The 18828-nt window shown below is 71.7% G+C and carries 16 protein-coding genes and 1 pseudogene; 10 read left to right on the top strand and 7 right to left on the bottom strand.

Annotation, left to right across the window (positions count from 1 at the left end; translation table 11 throughout):
• Positions 1-35: 35 nt before the first annotated feature.
• The 8 genes and pseudogenes from ACSRUE_RS16175 to ACSRUE_RS16140 all read left to right on the top strand — a co-directional run bounded on the left by ACSRUE_RS16175 (position 36) and on the right by ACSRUE_RS16140 (position 7576).
• Positions 36-806, top strand: a complete 771-nt coding sequence (locus ACSRUE_RS16175) for a phosphoenolpyruvate--protein phosphotransferase (protein WP_441291778.1) — start codon at positions 36-38, stop codon at positions 804-806.
• A gap of 297 nt (positions 807-1103) precedes the next feature.
• The gene (locus tag ACSRUE_RS16170; RefSeq protein WP_441291777.1) at positions 1104-1835 is read left to right on the top strand and encodes a hypothetical protein; all 732 of its coding nucleotides are present in this window, start codon (positions 1104-1106) and stop codon (positions 1833-1835) included.
• 9 nt (positions 1836-1844) lie between these two features.
• A complete protein-coding gene (locus tag ACSRUE_RS16165) occupies positions 1845-2330 on the top strand; it encodes a hypothetical protein (protein ID WP_441291776.1) in 486 nt (161 codons plus the stop codon).
• A 102-nt stretch (positions 2331-2432) separates the two neighbouring features.
• Positions 2433-2768 carry a hypothetical protein gene (locus ACSRUE_RS16160; RefSeq protein ID WP_441291775.1) on the top strand — a complete coding sequence of 112 codons (336 nt, stop codon included), beginning with the start codon at positions 2433-2435 and terminating at the stop codon, positions 2766-2768.
• Positions 2769-3016: 248 nt separating this feature from the next.
• Positions 3017-3283, top strand: a pseudogene (locus ACSRUE_RS16155) (HPP family protein); the annotation flags it as partial.
• Between the two features lie 56 nt (positions 3284-3339).
• Positions 3340-3618: a CBS domain-containing protein gene (locus ACSRUE_RS16150; protein ID WP_441291774.1), complete on the top strand. Its 279-nt coding sequence runs from the start codon at positions 3340-3342 to the stop codon at positions 3616-3618.
• Between the two features lie 481 nt (positions 3619-4099).
• A complete protein-coding gene (locus ACSRUE_RS16145; RefSeq protein ID WP_441291773.1) occupies positions 4100-6400 on the top strand; it encodes a CapA family protein in 2301 nt (766 codons plus the stop codon).
• A 267-nt stretch (positions 6401-6667) separates the two neighbouring features.
• Positions 6668-7576: a M23 family metallopeptidase gene (locus ACSRUE_RS16140; protein WP_441291772.1), complete on the top strand. Its 909-nt coding sequence runs from the start codon at positions 6668-6670 to the stop codon at positions 7574-7576.
• 18 nt (positions 7577-7594) lie between these two features.
• Here ACSRUE_RS16140 and ACSRUE_RS16135 read toward each other — a convergent pair whose 3' ends face one another.
• The 4 genes from ACSRUE_RS16135 to ACSRUE_RS16120 form a co-directional block, all read right to left on the bottom strand.
• Positions 7595-8539 (bottom strand): RluA family pseudouridine synthase, encoded by a 945-nt coding sequence (locus tag ACSRUE_RS16135; protein ID WP_437524143.1) that lies wholly within the window; start codon positions 8537-8539, stop codon positions 7595-7597.
• Between the two features lie 5 nt (positions 8540-8544).
• The gene (locus tag ACSRUE_RS16130) at positions 8545-10011 is read right to left on the bottom strand and encodes a hypothetical protein (protein WP_441291771.1); all 1467 of its coding nucleotides are present in this window, start codon (positions 10009-10011) and stop codon (positions 8545-8547) included.
• A 62-nt stretch (positions 10012-10073) separates the two neighbouring features.
• A complete protein-coding gene (locus ACSRUE_RS16125; protein ID WP_441291770.1) occupies positions 10074-11654 on the bottom strand; it encodes a hypothetical protein in 1581 nt (526 codons plus the stop codon).
• A gap of 200 nt (positions 11655-11854) precedes the next feature.
• Positions 11855-13192, bottom strand: coding sequence for a Stp1/IreP family PP2C-type Ser/Thr phosphatase (locus ACSRUE_RS16120; protein ID WP_441291769.1), 1338 nt, complete (start codon positions 13190-13192; stop codon positions 11855-11857).
• Between the two features lie 271 nt (positions 13193-13463).
• Between ACSRUE_RS16120 and ACSRUE_RS16115 the strand changes: the two genes are divergently transcribed.
• Together ACSRUE_RS16115 and ACSRUE_RS16110 are read left to right on the top strand one after the other, a co-directional pair.
• Positions 13464-14201 (top strand): hypothetical protein, encoded by a 738-nt coding sequence (locus ACSRUE_RS16115; RefSeq protein ID WP_441291768.1) that lies wholly within the window; start codon positions 13464-13466, stop codon positions 14199-14201.
• A gap of 91 nt (positions 14202-14292) precedes the next feature.
• The gene (locus tag ACSRUE_RS16110; protein WP_441291767.1) at positions 14293-15492 is read left to right on the top strand and encodes a tetratricopeptide repeat protein; all 1200 of its coding nucleotides are present in this window, start codon (positions 14293-14295) and stop codon (positions 15490-15492) included.
• Here the strand turns inward: ACSRUE_RS16110 and radC are convergent.
• The 3 genes from radC to ACSRUE_RS16095 form a co-directional block, all read right to left on the bottom strand.
• Complete coding sequence (gene radC, locus ACSRUE_RS16105; protein WP_441291766.1) at positions 15489-16268, bottom strand: RadC family protein; 780 nt, start codon at positions 16266-16268, stop codon at positions 15489-15491. The two genes, ACSRUE_RS16110 and radC, sit on opposite strands and share 4 nt — an antisense overlap.
• 138 nt (positions 16269-16406) lie before the next feature.
• On the bottom strand, positions 16407-17468 hold the full coding sequence (locus ACSRUE_RS16100) for a hypothetical protein (RefSeq protein WP_441291765.1): 1062 nt from the start codon (positions 17466-17468) through the stop codon (positions 16407-16409).
• Positions 17465-18748 carry a hypothetical protein gene (locus ACSRUE_RS16095; protein ID WP_441291764.1) on the bottom strand — a complete coding sequence of 428 codons (1284 nt, stop codon included), beginning with the start codon at positions 18746-18748 and terminating at the stop codon, positions 17465-17467. The genes ACSRUE_RS16100 and ACSRUE_RS16095 overlap by 4 nt, the downstream gene beginning before the upstream one ends.
• Positions 18749-18828 lie beyond the last annotated feature (80 nt).

Raw genomic sequence — 18828 nt, 5'->3', positions numbered from 1 at the left:
TGGCCCTGCCCCCGAGGTTGCGATAGCAAGGCTTCATGGGAAAAGCCGCATTTCTCGCCCGCCGGCTCCCGCCGAGCGGGTGTATCGTCGCAGGGACCAAGCTCGCCGCCCACCGGGAGGCGCTGAAATCGAAGAAGATCAAGCTCTCCGCCAAGGTCGAGACCGCGATCCAGTCCGTCCTCGCAGCCACCGAGGTCCTCGAGGCGCTCGGGAGCACCGATGCCACGATGACGGAGATCGATCGCGGCACCGACCGGTGCATCGGGGCGTTCGGCAGTGAGCTCGACAGCATCGTGCGCGCGTTCGATCACGAGGGCATCCTGCCGCTCTCCGACGAGGAGGCCGCGCGCCGCGGCGACGCGGAGCTCGTGCGCTCCGAGGTGCTGTCGTCAGGCACCGACTTCCTGCGGCTCGCCCACTCCCAGCAATGGGTGCGCATGAGCGCGATGGTCAAGGCGCTCGACCGCAAGGAGGTGAACGCCGCGGTGGAGCGACTCGGGCTCTCGGCCGAGGTAGGCCGGCTCCGGCGCTGGACCGAACTCTATGGCGGGAAGCTCGGCGTCACCGAGGCCAAGGGCGCGGATCCGGCCGTCAAGGCGGTCGAGGCGTGGCACGAGGCCTATGGCGCGCTCATGGTCCACGTGCACTCCGAGTACGACGACGACAGGGACGAGGCCCACGCGCTCCTGCGCGATCGCCTGCTCTCACCGTATGAAGACGCGGCCGAGGAAGAGCGGCGGGCGCACCAGCGGGCCCGCGCCGCCGCCAAGAAGAAGAACGACGAGAGCGAGCCCGAGCCGATCTAAGGGCCGCGCGCCCGGCGTGGCCAGCCAAGGGAGCGGCCGGCGCCTCCGTCACGCGATGACGCCGCCGTTCTCCTCCGATCCGGTCGCCCCGTCACGCTGCCCGCCGGCCTTCAGCCGACCCCTCGAACCGCACAGTTCACCTCAGACGCAGCGAGGCCCCTCCGGCGTGCTCTCGTTCCTCTCAGGATCGGTGTGAGCGCCGCCGCTGAGCGCGCGCCGTTCCACGTTGCGCCGCAGCGCCTGGCGAGTCTACGGTTCGAGACCACACAAGGGGAGGAGGCAATGAGCAGGCGCCATTTGAGCAGACTGCTTGCGGCGATGGGGCTGGCGATCGTTGGGTACGCGATGGTCCCGGGCTGTGTCATCCGGGTGGGCCCAGGCACGGGAGGCGATGACGACTCGGCGCCGGACGGCGTCCCGGTCCCGGAGGAACCGGCGCCGGACCAGAGCGTGGAGGAGCCGGACCAGGAGACGAAGACACCGGAGGAGCTGGCCGAGGAGGCATTCATGCGGGGTGACCCGCAAGAGCTCGCCCTCGCGTCCACGAAGGCGACGTTCACAACGTACGCCTTGGCCGGAATGATCGAGTCGCTCGGCCTGGACCCGGCGACACTCGACGAGGCCGCACTCGGCGAGCTCATGACGCAGTACATGCCGGCGGCCGCCGAGGAGGCCGATCGGTGGCTCTCGACGCTCGATCCCTCGACGCTGCCCCTCGGGATCACGCCTCGCTATGAGTGCACGGACGAGTTCGGGTGCGCCTACTCCACCCCCTGCAAGTACGCCGCGTGGGGAACCACTTTACCCTCCGTGAAGCACCGCTGCTTCGTCACGGACTGCGGCGACGCCAGGTGCAGCACGTGCCCCGCCTGGGTCGGCGAGCTCCTGTCCCATCTCGCGATTCGCTCCTGGTGCGCGTATGTCTGCTTGGAGCTGGGAGTGCTCGACGGCAAGCCGATCGCCGTCGGCGCGAGAGGCCTCTCGTCCTTGTTCGGTGGCTTCGTAGGGCCGATCTGCATGGCCCCGTGAGGAAACACCATGCCTCAGCACACGGACGAAGAGCAGTGGAGGGCCGCCCTGGAAGCAGCCCACGAATTCGCGACCAAGGAGCCCGAGCGGTGGAAGGCGTCATGGGACAAGCTGGGCGAGGTGATGGGCACGCTGTTCGGGGTGCTCAACCTCATCCCCGCCTTCGCGGCGCCGCGCTACCTCGCACAAGGAAACCCTGCCGTACGCCCCACGCCGGAGCAGCTCCTCGGGCTGTTCGACAAGTACATCTCGCTCCTCGACTACTGGAAACCCACGACCACCAACATCCAGGATCATGAATTTCTGCGCACCGAGGAAGCGACGCGCCGGCTGCGGGCGCTGCTCGAGACCTGGGAGTGGAGCCTCGAGGCGCCCGCGCCGATCGTGCAGGCCGCGCGAGACTGGCTCGCGGCGTACGGGGCCCGCGAGCCTGCCGGAGGCTGGGACCAATGGATGGGGCCTGAAGAGGCCCAGAAAGCTGAGCCCAAAGGATGACGCCGCCACCTCGACGACCGGGCGGCTTCGTTCGACGGGTGTTCGCATCAGCCTGGCTCGCGCCGCGATGACCGCCGCCACGCAACGAAGCAGGACGACGCCATGACGCACGCGCTCTGCGCGCTGATGATCCTCCTCGGCCTGGTCACCCTCGGCGCGGCCGTGCTCGGCCTTCGTGCCCTGCTGCAACGCCGCTGGCGTCATGGAACGACGCTCGGCCTCCTCGCCGCGGCGGGAGGCGTCGCGTGCGGCGCGCTGCCCGTCGCGCTCGCGTCCGCCATCGCATCAGGCAGCGCGGACGCCGCGCAGAAGGCCCAGCTGCTGGCAGAGACCCTCGCGACCTTGCTGAACTGCGCCGCGGCGGGGCTGCTCGCTCTCCCGCTCGGGGGCATCGTGGCGCTGGCGAGCCTGGTCGGCGGGCTGAGGTCGCGCCGATAGACCGACGAGGCACGCTCGATCGCCCTCCTCAATCGCCCTCGCCAACCATCGTCGGTGTTCCGGCGCCTCGGCGAGAGACGCACACCCTACCAGGATAACACTCCAGCGCCCTTGTCGCGCTCAAGGGGCGCGAGCACGAGCGCCTCGCGCGCACCGCTGGCGCCCTGCCGCGGCCCATCGTCCCGATCCCGCTCGCGCCGCGCGCCGCGGTCGGGGGGTTGCTCGGGCTGCTGGTGACCGGGGCCGTGATGAACACTTGCCTGGGGCCGACCGCGCCGGCGCCGCTCCTGATAGCGCCGATCGGCGCGTCGACCGTGCTCGTGTTCGGGGTCCCCGCGAGCCCGCTCGCCCAGCCCTGGTCCGTGCTCGGCGGCAACGTGCTGGCGGCCGTCATCGGCGTCACGGCGGCGCGCGTCATCCCCGATCCGCTGTGCGCGGGCGCCGTCGCGGTCGCGGTCACCATCGCCGTCACGAGCCTGCTCCGGTGCTTGCACCCGCCCGCGGGCGCGGTGGCGCTCACGGCGGTCATCGGCGGCCCGGCCGTGACGAGCCTGGGTTATCACTTCGCGCGGTGGTCGACGAGCGAGGCGTCGTGCACGGCGCGATCGACGTCTCGATCGCGCCGGCCATGCCCGAGGCCACCGTGCGCGACTTGCCGTCCATCTTTTTCGAGACCGCCGGCGAGGACACGCCGATCAACGAGCTCTTCCAGCTCCTCTCCCGCGGGCGCGTGCACGAAGCGCTGATCGTCGACGCCAGGATGCGCCTGCGCGGCATCGTGACCCAAACCGATCTCCTGGCCGTGATCGGCCGCGCGCAGCTCGCCAAGGGCTCGGCGCTGGTCGGGTAGCGAGCCCAGGGCAGTACGCCGCTATACGACACAGGCGCGCATCGCCACAGCGCACCGTCCATGCACACGCCTTCACGTGCAGGAACACCTTGCTACGCCGGCAAGACCACAAGACCGCAAGAAAACTAGAGGACAAGAGGACAAATCGCCGGCCGCTCCACGCGAGCGTATAGCGAGCGATGATCGAAGCATGATAGTCTCGAGATCATCGTCCTTGTCTCCAGCGCCATCGCTGAAACGGATCGAATCGTGCATGGGTCGGCGCTCTCGTGGCCTCTCCAGCGAGGGCTGAGCGGCCAGTCGACGCTCGCGACCCCATCGTCGGCCTTGGTCACCTCGGAGTTTGGTCACACGGCACATTTACACGTTTGCGCGCTGTACGTTTTGCACGTGTTGAGCCGGCCCTGAAGGAGCTCTGGCGCCCATCACGCCTGTCGAGGTCATCCGTCCTCGAACAGGCCCCAACCGATCGGGAGCGAACATGGCAGAAAGACCCCTTGTCCGCGTCATCACCTCCGCGCCGCTGTCGGTGTGCGCTGCGGCCTGCGCCTGGCTCGCCGCGGGCGATGCGTCGGCGGCGTTCCAGTTCGACGCCACGGAGGCCGCGTACGACGCGACCTACGCGGCGGCCCCCATCGACGTGACCGGCGTCGTCGTCGACGAGGCGGGGTCGCCGATCGCGGGGGCGGAGGTGACGGCCATCGGCTGGGGGAGCGGCGCGGTCAACCACGGCGAGATCGCGTTCACCGACGGCGCGGGCGCGTTCACGCTGGCGGCGCTCGCGCGGCGCTCGGTCCTGCTGCGCGTCGAGGTCGACGGGTACACCAGCGAGATCGTCCCTGCCGATCTGCACCTGCCGCTCGCCGAGGCGGCCGCCGGGGTCGGCCGCGTCGTGCTGACGGAGCAGCGCGCGGGCCGCGCCCGGATCCTCGTGGGAGGCGACACGATGTTCGGCCGGCGCTTCATCGACAGCGACGAAGACGGCATCGAGGGAGAGGTGGGCGACCTGATCCGCCCCGCGACACGGCAAGCCGACGCGAGCGCCGTCCTCGCCTTCCTGCGCGACGTCCTCTCGTCGGCCGACTACACCCAGGTCAACCTGGAGTGCCCCGTCACTGCCAACCCGCAGACGCCCCACCCTTACAAGTCGTTCACGTTCTTCTCCTACCCCGAGACGGTCAGGGCGCTCGCGCTCTCCGGCGTCGACGCCGTGAGCCTCGGCAACAACCACATGTTCGATTACCTGGGGGCAGGCGTCGCCGACACGCTCACCGCCGTCCCGAACGCCGGCCTCGACTGGTTCGGCGCAGGGCTCGACAAGACGATGGCGAAGGGCACCGTGCTCTACCGGACGCTCGGCGGCGTCGACGTGGCCTTCCAGGGGTTCAACCAGCTCGTCAACGACGGGACGACGCTCCCGGCGTACACGCTCACCGCCTCCGACGGGCCTCCGCCCAAGGCCGGCGCGCTCGAGCTCAGCCTCACGGAGATCAGCGACTTCATGGCGGAGGACGCGGTCGGGCGCTTCGCCATCCCGGTGCTGCACGGAGGCATCGAGTACAGCGACTATCCGTCGTCCGGCATGCGGAGGCGGTTCACCCAGCTCGTCCAGAAGGGCGCCGGCATGGTCGTGGCGCACCACCCGCACACGATCCACGGCATCGGGCTGTACAACGCCGGCGCCGGCCCCCGCTATATCTTCATGTCGCTCGGGAACATGGTCTTCGATCAGGACGTCTTCGAGACGTTCCAGTCGTACCTCGCCGCCATCGACATCGACGAGGACGCGAGCGGCAACCGCGCGGTGCACCGCGTGCAGCTCATCCCGTTCCAGAACGAGGACTACGTCCCGAAGCTCGTGGGCGGCGCCTGGCTCGGCCGGGCGATCCGCCACATCGGCCACCTCTCCACCACGCTGCCGGCGGCGCCCGCGCCCGGCGAGGCGGCGGACGGCCTGACCGGCGCGGTCGTGTTCCCGAGCGGCCCGCGGGCCGCCGCGGCGAGCAGCCCCTCGCAGTACACGACGAGCGATGCCGTCGAGACGCGGACCGTGCCGCTCACGAGCCGCCGCACAGGCCCCCTCGCGCACGTGCGCTCGAACCCGGCGGACTCGCTCGCCGCCGTCCGGACGACGGCCGCCGCGAGCTGCGATTACGGCCGGGAGATCATGCTCTACGGCGACTTCGAGGACGGCGACGTCGACGACACCTCCCACGAAGGCTCGATGTGGTCGATGAGCGAGTACCGCTACATCGAGAACAGCGTCGTCCACGGCGGGACCGGCGCGATGGTGTTCCTGCGCAAGTCGAGCAACACGACCGAGGCCTCGACCTACATGAACAACCGCGTCAAGTTCGAGCCTGGCCGCCAATTGACCCTGACCGGCTACATGAAGGGAAACAACGCCGGCCCGATGCGTGTGCAGGTCTACTGGTACACGAGCGGCGGGACCAGCGTGTCGAACAGCATCGTTTTCACGCGCGCGGCCGGCACCTACGGCTGGCAGCCGTTCACCGTCGACCTGACCCCGCCGGCGAACGCGGGCTCCGTCCGGTTCTATTTCAGGGCGGGTGTGCCGGCGAGCGGCGAGGCCACCTCGTTCCTCGACGACGTGTCGCTCATCGAGTGGGAGGGCACGGTCGCCGACAGCTCCCTCGGGTTCGCGTTCGCCACGCCGAACAACTGGAGCTTCGTGCGTTGCACCGCCGCGGATCCGGCGCTCACGAGCCTCGGCGTGACGATGACGCACCGGTCGTACGCGCTGGCCCCGGCGACGCCCTGAGCGCGCCGCCGCGGCCGGCGAGGGCGGAGGGCGAAGCCGCCCGCGAGCCGCAGCCCATCGGCGCGCCCCGAGACGACGCGCGCGATCCCGAGCTGGACCCCGCTGCTCCGCAGGCGAAGAGTCGAGCGGCGTCGATGGCGGCGCCGCATGGATCCATCACAGCACACCTGACCTCGACTTCCGCGCGCTGCTTCGATAGCCTGCGTGTGGGCGCCGCGCCGTGGACTCGCCACCTGCGCGGAGCCCGCGCGCCACGGACTCGCCACCATGAAGCCATCGTCTCTCGCGCCCGTGCTGGCCCTCTCCGCGATCGTCGCCGGCTGCGGCTCGGAGCCTGAAGGCCCAGACCTCGTGTGGCCGATCGGGGGGACGGACGAGATCCAGCCGATGTCGTCGAGCTTCGGTCCCCGCCTGCAGGCCTCGCGCGATGGCGTCTACGACTTCCACCGCGGCATCGATATCCCCACCGTCATGGGCACCCCGGTGTACGCGGTCGCCGACGGAAAGGTGATCCGCGCAGGCCGCTACCAGGATTTCGAGGACGTCGTGGTGCAGATCGAGCACTGCGATCAGCCGGGCGCGTGCCTCTACAGCACCTATATCCACCTGGCGATGCCGCTCGTCGAGACCGGCGATCAGGTCGGGCGCGGTCAGCACATCGGCTATACCGGGCTCGCCGCCAGCAGCCTGTTCCCCCACCTGCACTTCGAGATCCGCGAGGGAGGGCACGAGAAGGTGTACTGCGTGCACCCGCTCCGCTTCCTCCCCACGCCGGACGGGCTGCCCCCGGCGCTCTCCGTGCGCCGCACCGACGAGGACTCCACGTCGAGCGTCTCGGTCGAGGTCGAGGCCACCCTGCCAGGCATCTCCCCGGGCCTCGTCGAGCTCGCGGTCGCGACGTCCAGCCGATCGACCGGGGAGGTCATCGAGGAGCGCGTGTTCAACTACGAGGAGTGGAACCGCAAATATACCGGGGAGGGAGACGCCGCGACCATCGACGAACAGAGCCTCGGAGGCATCCGGATCGAGCCGGCGAAGTTCAACGCGCAGTCCGCGGCATACGTGATCGCGTTCCGCTTCAGCGATCTCGACGGGACGGCGTCGGCCAACGACCTCCAGATCACGGCGCGGGCGCGCGACGTCGACGGCCACGTCGTCGAGGCGCGCGCGCCCTGAGGCGACGCGGCGCGCGGCTCAGGCCTCGCCGACCAGCGCCGCCATGTCCGCGGGCAGCGGCGACGTCACCACGAACGCAGGCACCGCGTCGCTGCCGCCCCACCCGATGTAGTGCGCGTGCAGCGCGTGGCGGCTGAGCCCCTCCACCGCGGGCCCGCCGTAGAGCACGTCGCCGGCCAGCGGGTGCCCCACCGACGCGAAGTGCGCCCGTATCTGGTGCCGCAGCGCCCGCGGCGCCCGCGCCTCGACGAGCTCCCAGAGCCCCACCTGCCGCACGCGCTTGTACATCGTCGCGGCCGGCCTCGGGGCGTACCGCGCCACGTCGCGCGGGTGGATGCAGGGGTAGACCCGCTTCTTGTCCTTCGGGTGCGGCGCGAGCGGCACCTCGATCGAGCCCATCTCGGGAAGATCGCCGATCTGGCAGATCAGCAGGTAGCGCTTGTCGAGCCGCCCCTCCTTCAGCCCGGCGCCGAGCGCCGCGAACGCCGCGGCCGTTCGCGCCGCGAGCACGAGGCCGCTCGTGTCCGTGTCCAGCCGGTGGCAGAGCCCCGGCTCCCGCGGAGAGAAGCCGATGCCCGCCATCTCGGGGTACCGCGCGACGAGCGCGTTCGCGACCGTCCCGCGCTCGCCCGGATGGAGCGGCGCCGTCGGCACCCCGGCGGGCTTGTTCACCACCACCAGGTCGTCGCGCTCGAGCACCACGTCGAGCGGCGCGGAAGGATCCGGCGTCGCCGCGCCGGAGGCCTCCGTCGGCTCGACGTCGACCTCCAGCACCTCGCCGGCCGCCGCCACGTCGCCCTTCGACGCGCGCCGGCCGGCGCCGCTCTTCCCCACGCCGAGGACGCGCACGCGCCCCTCGGAGAACAGCCGCTTCGCGCCCGCGCGCCCCAGCCCGGGGAGAAGCTGCACGAGCAGCTTGTCGAGGCGCGTCCCTGCATCCAGCTCGGTGATCGTGATCTTCATAGCTCCTACGGAATCGCCCCCTGCCACCCGAGGCCGAGCGCGGGCGCTCGCCGGCTCCCGACCACGCTCTCTCCTATCACTCCCAACATGGGCAGGCCGAACCGGTTCCACGAGGGGCCCGCGCTGCGGGCTCCGGCGTCGGCAGGGCGGGTCACGCACCACGCGACGCCCGCCCCGAGCAGAAAGCCCGCGGCCGTGGCGCCGACCCAGGCCCGCTGCTGCGCCTCGGTCGGGGACTCGAACACGAGCGGGCTGGCCAGCGCGGCGGCGCCCAGCCCGCCGAGCATCGCGCCCACGTCGATCGCCAGGATCTCCGACGGCGTGACGTCGAGCTGCGTGGCCGCCGCGGCCGCCGCCAGCCAGCCGAGCGCCGCGCCGTAGCCCATCCCCGCGATCGGCGTCCGCTGCACGTCGCCCCGCCCCGCCCACTCGACAAGCCCGCCCAGCATGAGCCCCAGCCCGCCGCCCGACTGCGCCATCAGCGCGCCGCCCTCGGACATCCGGCCCAGCGAGAGCCCGAGCGCCGCCAGCGTGATCCCGGCGGTCCCGCCGATCAGCCCGGACGCCCAGCGCTCCTGGGCCGGATCCGCCGCGTGCTGCGCGAAGCGGCCCTGGTAGATCAGGTGCCCCGCGATCGTCGGCCACCACGTGCCGGACCCGAGGTACCACGCGTCGGCCACGCCGACGTCCCACTCCTCCGCGATGATGATCGCGCCGCCGAGCCCGATCCCGGCGCCGACCGCCAGGAGCGGATAGAGCAGGCGCGGATCGTCCGAGCCGCTCGATCGCTGGATCGAGAAGCCCACGAGGCCTCCGTAGAGCGTCGCGTTGGCCGCGAGCGTCGCCTTGCCCATGCTGCGCGCCGGCGTGGCGAGGCGCCCGCGGCACCGCTCGGGGCACGGCGCCTCGCGGGCCGACGCACGGGCCACGGCGGCGCCGGCGTCGAGCTCGGCCAGGAGATCACGGAGCATCACCGCGGCGCGCACCGCGAGGTCGTCCCGCGCGACGCGCTCGACCCGCACCCTCAGCGACCTCGATCCGCCGGACGCAACGGCGAGCCTGAGCTCCACCTCGTCGCCGTGCAGCTCGAGGCTCGGCGCGATGAGGAGCTCGTCGCCGGAGCGCGCGCGCTCGATGAGCTCGGCCTCGTCGGGGCGCGATCGCGAGGCGACGCGGCCCGCCAGATCCACCGACAGGCCGAGGTCCTGCGCCGTGTCCGACAGGAGCGCGTCGAGCGCGCTGGCGAGCGGCGCGGCGCGCTCGTCGGCCCCGGGCGCGACCGCGGTCGCGAGCACCACGGCCGATCGCGACGGCCGATCGGGTCGCGGCGGCTGCGCCGGTCGCTCGTCTCCCCCGGAGCGCGCAGGCAACGCCGCGTCTTCAGGCTGAGCCGACGCTGGCAGCGCCGCGGCGAGCGCCGCGGCGAGCGCCAGGGCGCCCGCGCCGCCGCGGAGGTGCCAGGGGTCGATCATGGGGTTGCTGCTTCGGCCAGAGGCGGCGCTCGCCGCGGTGGCCACGCCGCTCGGGGCGTCGATCAGAACATGAACGTGCCGCTCGCGAAGAGGTCGAACGTGTTGCTGTCGTTGACGTAGAAGCGGCGGCCGACCGCGTTGATGGTCGGGCGGTAGTTGGGGTTCGGGCTGCCGGTGACGGTGAGGCGCCCGTCCGCGTCCTGGCGGCGGCAAGGCCCTGCAGCCCCGAGGCTGTCCTTGAACTGGGAGTTGCACGGCTGGTCGCCGCCGATGCCGTGCCCCCCGTCGTGGCGGAAGCCCGCGCCGATCTGGAACTTCACGAGCTCGGCCGCCCGCCACGTCACGCTCGCCGAGGCGCGGTACGAGCCGTACGGCTGGACGTCGCTGAGCCCCGTGAAGTACGTGCGCTGCGAGCCCACGTCGACGATCGACGGCGAGCAGGCCCTCGCATCGCCCGTCCTGCACATGTCGGGGTCGTACGCGTCGTTGTCGCGGAACGCCGCCCACTGCGGCTGGCGCAGCGAGCCCGCGTCGCTCGAGCCCAGCGCGTCGAACAGCTCCGAGTAGTCGCGCCCCTCGGAGTGGTACTCGCCGGTGAAGCGCAGATCGAGCGTGAGCCCGGTGTACTTCTCGCGGTTCTCCCAGGGGACGATCAGCACGCCGAGCATCACGCTGCCGACGAGCGGCGGGTGGTTCACCAGCGACGTCTTCAGGTCGGTGAGGCCGTAGTCGCTCGACTCCTGCTGGAACTCGAACAGCGCCTTGAACCCGCCGTACGGCTCGACGTACTTGATCCGCTTCGACAGGTACGTGTGGACCTCGAGGCCGATGGTGCCGCGCGACACGCCGGGGTCGCGCTGGGCGACGCTCTGCCCATCGAACTCGCTGTCGCTGCTGTTGTTCCGGTTGACGTCCGTCGGATCGGCGCACTTCACCTGGCCGCTCTTCGGCGACTCGGTGCAGGCGTGCATCGGCTCGCTCACGGGGAAGCGCCCCTCGATCCCGAACAGCCAGGTCGGCTTCGTCCGGTCGCGCGCCTGGTTCATGATGTTCACGTCGAGGCCGACGGCGAGGTACTCGATGCCGCTCCGGTTCGGCGACGTGAAGGGCATCTGGAACAGCTGCTCCCCGGGGGCCCCCGCGAGCGCGACGGCCTGCGCCTCCGCCCCGGCGCTGCCGTTGAGATCGGTGAGCTCGCGCGCGTGGTTCAGGATGAGCGGCATCCTGAGGTAGAGCGCCAGGTCCCGGTAGAGGCCGACGTCGAGGCGCAAGTTGAGCTTCGACGTCGCCTCGTTGTAGGTCGCCACGTTGAGCAGGTTCGACGTGTAGCCGCCCGACGACAGCCCCGGCCCTGCGATGCTCGTCTCGCGCCGGATCTTCGCGCTCTTCGACGCGTACTCGAAGCCGAAGCTGAAGTTCAAATCAAAGGTGTCGCCGTCGTCGAAGGCGTCGACGACGCTCGTGATCTCGCCGGTCTCCATCATGAGCCGCGGCTCGGTGGCGCTCCGCGGCTCGTCGGCGGCCGCGGGGGACGCCGCGAGGAGAGCCGCCGCTAGGGCCGCGAGCGACGCGAACGCCGAGCCCCCAGCCACGTTGATGGCGACGCGAGCGAGATGGCCTTCGCAGTACCTTCTGCCGTGCATGCTCATGGTTATCCGTCGGACGGACGCTACCGGCCGGGGTAGGAGGGTGTCAATCCGCGAATCGCTCGCCCGGCTCGCGCGGCCCCTCCCCGCCGCTCACGCCGCAGCAATCCCGCTCCGTTCCGCTCCGTTTCGCTCCGTTCCGCGCGGCCGCGGCCGCGGGGGCGCGGCCGCGGGGGGCGCGGCCGCGGGGGCGCCGTTCAGCGCGCCGAGGAGCGCTCCTCGGGGGCGAACGGGCTCTTCCCCTCCTCGCTGTCGGGGAAGATCTCGCTCGTGATGTCCTCCGCGGCGAGCTCCTCGCGGGCGGTGCTCAAGTCGCGCGACGTCTGGTCGAGCCGGTCGGCGAGCACCCCCAGGAACTGCCAGAGCAGCTTCACGGCGAGCTCGTGCTCCTTGCGGAGGATCTCGAAGAAATCGGCGCGCCGGACGGCGATGAGCTCGCTCTGCTCCACGGCCGAGACGGTGGCCGAGCGCGGCATGCTGCGGATGAGGGCCATCTCGCCGAAGTGCTCGCCCGGGCCGACCTCGCTCAGCACCGATTCGCCGCGGATGATCCGGACGAGGCCCGAGAGCACGATGAAGAGCTCGTCGCCGCGATCGCCCTCGCGCACCACGATCTGGCCGGGCTCGAACGAGAGCACCTCGGCGACCTGCATGACCCGGAGCATCTCGCGCTCCTGCAGGCGCGCGAAGAGCGGCATCTTCGCGAGCACGTCGCGCTTCAGCGCGAGCAGCCGGGCGCGGACGCTGTCGCGGTGGTCGCCCTGGCCGAGCCGGACGAGGATCGCGGTGATGTTGTCCTTGCCGCCCTTCCTGTTCGCGAGATCGATGAGGCCGTTCGCGGCGACCTCGCCGTTCTCCTCCTCGAAGAACGGCTCGAGCTCCGCGGTGTGCGCGATGTACCCGTGGAGCCCGTCCGACGCGAGGAGGAACTGGTCGCCCGGGAGCACCTCGATCGTGAGCGTGTCGACCTCGACGCGCTCGTACACGCCGACGGCGCGCGTGATCGCGTTCTTCTGCGCGACCTTCTCGATCTGATCGCGCGTGAGCTTCCCGCGCTTGATGAGCTCGTTGTAGACGGTGTGGTCCTCGGTGACCTGCTGGATGCGGCCCTCGCGGAGGAGGTAGATGCGGCTGTCGCCGACGTGCGCGATGTAGCCGTGCGAGCCGGCGATGAGGAGCGCGGAGAGCGTCGTGCCCATGCCGCGCTTCGTCGTGTCGGCCTTCGCCTCCTCGTGGATCCGGGCGCACGCGCGCTGGACGGCGTGCTCGAGCAGGCTGAGGACCTCCTTCATCGCGGCGCGCCGCACGTTGCTGCGCGCCTGGTTCTCGATGAGGTCCCGCTCCTTCTTCAGCTCCTCGTGGATGATGCGGACGGCGAGGGCGCTCGCGACCTCGCCTGCGGCGTGTCCGCCCATCCCGTCGGCGACCACGAAGAGCGCGAGCTTCTTGTCGACGAGGTAGTTGTCCTCGTTGTGGTCCCGCATGCGGCCGACGTCGGTCGCCGCATAAAACCTGATGTTTTCGGACAGGCCCATCGGTTCGGGCAGGCTAGCCGAGGGCGCGGGAGGAAATCACTACCGATTGCGCCCACCGCGAACTAGACGGTGGAGGACGTCGACGGACGACCTCCTCCCATCCATCGCGCCCTCGCCGCGCCCGGGGCGTGCCTCCGGCGTACGGCGCGTGCGGCGCGTGCGACGCGCCGCGTGCGGCGTCGGGAGACGCTCGGGGGGCGGGTGGGGAATCGACCGCGTGGCCGCGGTTGCGAGCGGCGGTACATTCGGAGCGCGTAGAATGGGGGGTTGAATGCGGCTCGTTCTCTTCGATAACACCGACGTCGGGTGGGGTAGCGCGCGGCGGGCGAACGGCGCGAGGCGGCGCGATGGCGCGGCGGCGCGCGCGCACCCAGCAGCGGTCGACTCCGCCGGTTCCGCCGAGACCGGGGACCTCGAGGTCCTGGGCGAGGCCGTGGGCGCGACGATCGGACTCACGCCGATCTGGCGCGCCGGCGCGCTGCTGCACCGCATGACGGGCGCGGCCGACGCATGGCAGTCCGCCACGAGCTGGGCCGAGGCGCTCGGCTGGGCGGCGCGCGCGGCGCGGGAGCGCGGCCGGAAGATCGCGTCGCTGCAGGCCTGGGGGCACGGCGGCTGGGGGTACATGCGCATGGGCGCGACGCGGCTCGACGAAGCCGCGCTCCGACCCGGCTCGCCGCTCGATGAGGCGCTCGACGCCGTGAGGGCCGAGCTCGCGGGGCCGGACGCCCTCGTGTGGCTCCGCTGCTGCAGCGCCTTCGGCCACACCGGCCGGTCCTTCGCGCAGGCGCTCGCGAGGCGGCTCGGCTGCCGCGTCGCGGGGCATACGTACATCATCGCGTTCTACCAGAGCGGGACGCACTCCCTGCGCCCGGGCGAGACGCCGTCGTGGGATCCACGCGAGGGCGTGCGCTTCGACGGCGAGGTGCCGACCGGCGCCAAGTGGTCGTCGCGCGGGGCGCCGAACACCGTCTCGTGCCTCGCGGGCGATCTCCCGCAGGGCTACTGACGCCGAAGACGCGGGTGAGGCCTCGCCGCGGGTGAGGCCCCGCCCGCTCGGGCGCTCGACCCGCGCCGCCGCGCCGGCGTACGCTGCCGCGATGACGTCGTCCGGAGCGCGGCGAGCGCGCGCGCTCGATCTGCTGGGCCGCGGAGACATGGCGGGCGGGATCGCCGAGCTCGAGGGGCACGTCGCGGGCGCGCCGGACGACGCGGGGGCGTGGCTCGCGCTCGGGGCCGCGTACGCGGCGGAAGAGCGCTGGGCGGACGCGGCGAGGGCGCTCGCGCGCGGGGTGGAGCTCGGCGGAGGGGAGGAGCTGATCGAGGCGCGCCTCGCCTACGCCCGCGCCCTGGTCCGCCTCGGCCGGCTCGACGAGGCGGCCGCGGAGCTCCGGCGGGGCGCGGCGATCGAGCCGCCCGATCCGCGGGCGCAGCGCGAGCTCGGGGTGGTGCTGTACGATCTGCGGCTCTACGACGAGGCGGCGCGCTGGCTCGCGCGCGCGTGCGACGCGGCGCCGGAGGACGCGCGGGCGGCCTTCGCGCTCGGGCTCGCGCACGAGGCGCGGCGGGAGATCGCGCCGGCCATCGCGGCCTACCGCGAGGCGGTGAGGCGCGCGCCCTCGTTCGCCGACGCCCGGCTCACGCTCGCGGACGCGCTCGCGTCGATCGGGGAGCACGAGCGAGCCCTGGGCGAGCTCGAGGCGCTGCTCGCGCGCGAGCGGAGTCACGAGCAGGCGGCGAGGAACCGCGAGGTGCTGCAGCGCGCGCTCGCCGAGATGCGCGCGCGCCGGCTGCTCGGCAAGACGGAGCGGGAGCTCGCGCGGTCGGCGCTCGTCATGGAGGCGCAGCTCAGGCGCCGCGAGGCGCGCGCGGCGCCCGCGACGGCAGAGGGCGCGGCGGCGCGGCAGATCGTCCGCTACACGGCGCCGCTCCTCGAGCTCCACGTGACCCTCGACTCCCCGAACAATGGCCCCGGGAGCGGGACGATCGAGGCGCTGCACCTCGCGCTGACCGATCCGGACCGCGCCGCGCGCGCCGAGGACGACGTCTTCAAGGTCACGGTGATCGGCGAGGACGGCCGGCAGGCGCCGGTCAGCTACGCGACGGGCGCGTCGCTCACGCTCGTGCGCGAGGCGATCGGCTGCCCGATGACGCAGGCGAGCGCGCTCTATACCTCGCTGCTGAAGGGGAGCCCCTCGGTCGACTGGGGCGGCGCGACGCTGCGGTTCGCGAGCGTGCCAGGCACCGGCGGGGCGCCCGGCGGAGAGCGGCACGGCCTCCTGGTCGGCCAGCGCGCCTAGCCTCGGCTCGGCGGGGCGGCGGCGCGCGGCGCGTCGCCGGGCGCGATCATCCCGAGATCGAGCAGCGAGGAGTAGTGCCCGTCCGGCGCGAGGATGACGTGGTCGACGAGCGGCACGCCGATCACCTCGCCGGCGGCGGCGACCGCGTTGGTCATGGCCACGTCCTCGGGCGACGGCGCCGAGTCGCCGCTCGGGTGGTTGTGCACCAAGACGAGCGCCGAGGCCGCGTCCGAGAGCGCGGCGCGCAGGATGTCCCTGGCCGTGACGGAGCACCCGTGGAGCCCGCCCTGCGAGACCCTGCGCGCTCCCCTCATCCCGTTGCGGCCGTCGAGCGAGATCACCCACATCTGCTCGTGATCGAGCGGGCCGAGCTGCGCCGCGCACCACGCCGCGATCGAGGCCGAGGTGCGCACCGGAGGCCGCGGGCGCACCGCGCGCTCGAAGGCGCGCCGCCCGAGCTCGAGCGACGCGGCGATCCGGAGCGCCTTCGCGAGCCCGAGGCCGGGGTGCTCGGCGAGCGCGTGCGGGCCGAGCCGCGCCAGCCCCTCCAGCCCGGCGAAGCGCGAGAGGAGCGCGGCGGAGACGAGCGTCACGGGGGTGCCGACCAGCCCTGTGCCGAGCACGATCGCGAGCAGGTCGGCGTCGCCCAGCGACCAGATCCCCTCCTCGAGCGCTCGCTCTCGCGGACCGACGAAGGCGGCCAGCGCCGAGGGGTCGTCGGTGCACGTCTCGGGGAGGTGATCGGACAGCAGGGCGGCGCGCTTCCACGGGCTCATGCGCGGGCGACAAGCACGCGGCGGGCCGGCCTGCCGACCCGGGGCGCCGCGGGGGCGCGCGCGCCGGCGAGGCGGCGGAGCGGCGGCGGAGGGTGGCGGCCGCCAGGCAGTTGCGAGTCTGGCCAGTCCCGATGCGCGTCAGGACATCAGGCCGAGCACGAAGAGCGCGTCGGACCAGAGCGGCCAGAGCGTGCGGTAGGGGTGGGTGGCCAGCACCACGCCGCCGCTCGGGAGGCGGCGGACGTGGAAGGGCGCGTGCTCTTCGAGGAAGCGCGTGTGCCCGCGCGTCGTGATGTCTGCCCGAAATGCAGGCGGGCCCTCGCCCTCGGGAGCGTCCCCGAGCTGACGGAGCAGATCCATGATCTCGTGCGCCTTTGGCTCGGCCGCGCGCCACGCGTCGTCGGGCACTGCCGCGGCCTCGAGCGCCTCGAGCAGCGTTGCCGGCGGCGTTGCGAGCGCCTTGAGCACGGTCTCGCGCGAGATCGAACGCGTGAGCTCGCGCGTGCCCTTCATGGGCACGCGCGCGCCGCGCGGCGCCGCGTCGACGCGCGCGCAGAGCGCCTCCAGCGACATGCCCGCGATGCGTGAGACGCTCTCCTTGTCATGGAGGCTCACCCACGAGAGGGCGAGATCGCGCGCGAGCTCCGTGGCGTTCGCGTTGTAGGTCGCGCACATCTCGACCGGGGCGATCCAGTCCTCCTCGCCCGTGCAGGCGCCGGTCGGCACGCGCCCGCTCGCGTCCGGCGCGCAGAGGCGGAGCAGGAGGTCCTCGACGTCGTCCTGAACCATGTGGTAGGCGACCGCCGCCTCGGCCTCCACGAAGCGCGGGCTGTAGCTGCCCACGGCGATCTCGTACGGGTAGAAATCCCACTTGCGTTCACCCGCCGCCATGCTGAGCGGGCCGAAGGGACGACGACGTTCGCTTTCTTCAGGGTAGCACGCGGCGCTGAACACCATGACGCGCTCAGAATCGCTCAGCATCACGCCGGACGATACGTGAGCGCTGTTCCTTCCTCCGAAGTGAGCGCGGACCATCGCGAGCGCTTCGTCCATGGAGGACGTCTTGCACCAAATATCGGTGCTCAGGTCCACGCTCATGAGATCCCCTGGAATCACCAGCGCATATAGCGCCGCCGCGAATGCATCGATACGTTCTGGCTCGTCACACCAGGCGAAGAAGTGAGGTCTTGATTCGCTCATAGCCGGATCACCATGATGAATGTGTCGAAGCCTTTCAGGGTTACGGTTTTCCCCTTGTCCGTGTCGAACAGGTAGCCGTCCTTCACGATGAACTTATCCGGCTTGAACTCCGCCCCCTGCTCCATGATGAGCTCGACCCGCTGCACGTCTCCAGCGAGCCCCTTCTTTTTCACCGCCTCCATCGCGTTCGTGAGCTGATTGCGCACCTCGAAGACGTCGATCGTTCCGCCTTTTGCCTCGCTCAGGATGAGCTTGTGCCCGCTGGACACCGAGAGGAAGTCGGGAGCCTTCCCCTCGATGGTGCCGGTCGGTGACTCCTTCGGAATGCCGAGCACCGTGCGCACGCCGTCGTCGCCGACCCCAACGAGCGACCGGCCGTCGTCCACTAGAAATTTGGCCGCCTTCTTCTCGAAGATGTTTACCGGCTTGGTCGTCATCGCCCCGGTGAGGTTCTTGTACCCCCGGACGCGATTCGTCTTCACGATCTTGGCGAAAAACTCCTCGATCTCGGCGATCTCCCCGGCCACCCGGATCGCGGCCGGCCGCAGCCCGCTGGCAGTCTTGATCACCCGCCACATCGGCCCGATCGCCGCGAGCCCGAAGCCCACCCCCGAGAAGATCCGCTCCTCGTCGCTGAGCTCCTCCCCCGACGGCAAGCACCACGCCTTGCCCGTCACGGCCTCGCACAGGTCGAGCGCCGGCCCCACCACCGGCACGAACCCCACCCCGATGCGCGTCGTCGCGTGCACGAGCGTCTGCATCACCTCCGCGTACGCCCCGAACCCCTCGGCGACGGTCGACATCGCCCCCGCGAACGCGCTGATCGTCTGGTAGAGCTGCGTCTGCTCCAGATCGAGCCCGTCCCCCGTCCACTGGTTCAGGCTGTCCTTCATCTGGTCCGCGAGCGCGTCGAACCGCGGCTTCAGCACCGTGTCCACCTGCGCCCGCAGGTCCGGCGGGATGGGCGTGTCGATGAACCAGTCCGACGCATCCATGTACCGCCGCACGACCGCCGTGATCCGGTTCTGCGCCTTCAGGAACGCGTTCGTCTCCGCCAGCGACACCCCCATCCGGTCGCGCAGCGCGATCTCCAGCGCAGCGCTGTTCGCCCGCCACGCTCGCACGTTCGCCACGAAGTCCGCCCGCGCGACCACCACGTCGCCGCTCACGTCCTTCTCCAGCGCCGCGATCACGCCGTCCGCATACGCCGCATACGGGTCTCTCCCCTCGTCGAACGCTCCCTCCACCTCCGCGATGTCCGGCACCTCGACCCACGGCACCTCGCTCTCCCCGAGCGCATACGCCCACGGATCGTCCGGGTTCCACCCCTCGGTGTTGATCGTCGATGATGAAGGTTCTG

The sequence above is a fragment of the Sorangium sp. KYC3313 genome (assembly GCF_052075895.1).
Lineage (GTDB): Bacteria > Myxococcota_A > Polyangia > Polyangiales > Polyangiaceae > Sorangium > Sorangium cellulosum_B.
This window is presented reverse-complemented; position numbering and strand designations above follow the sequence as displayed.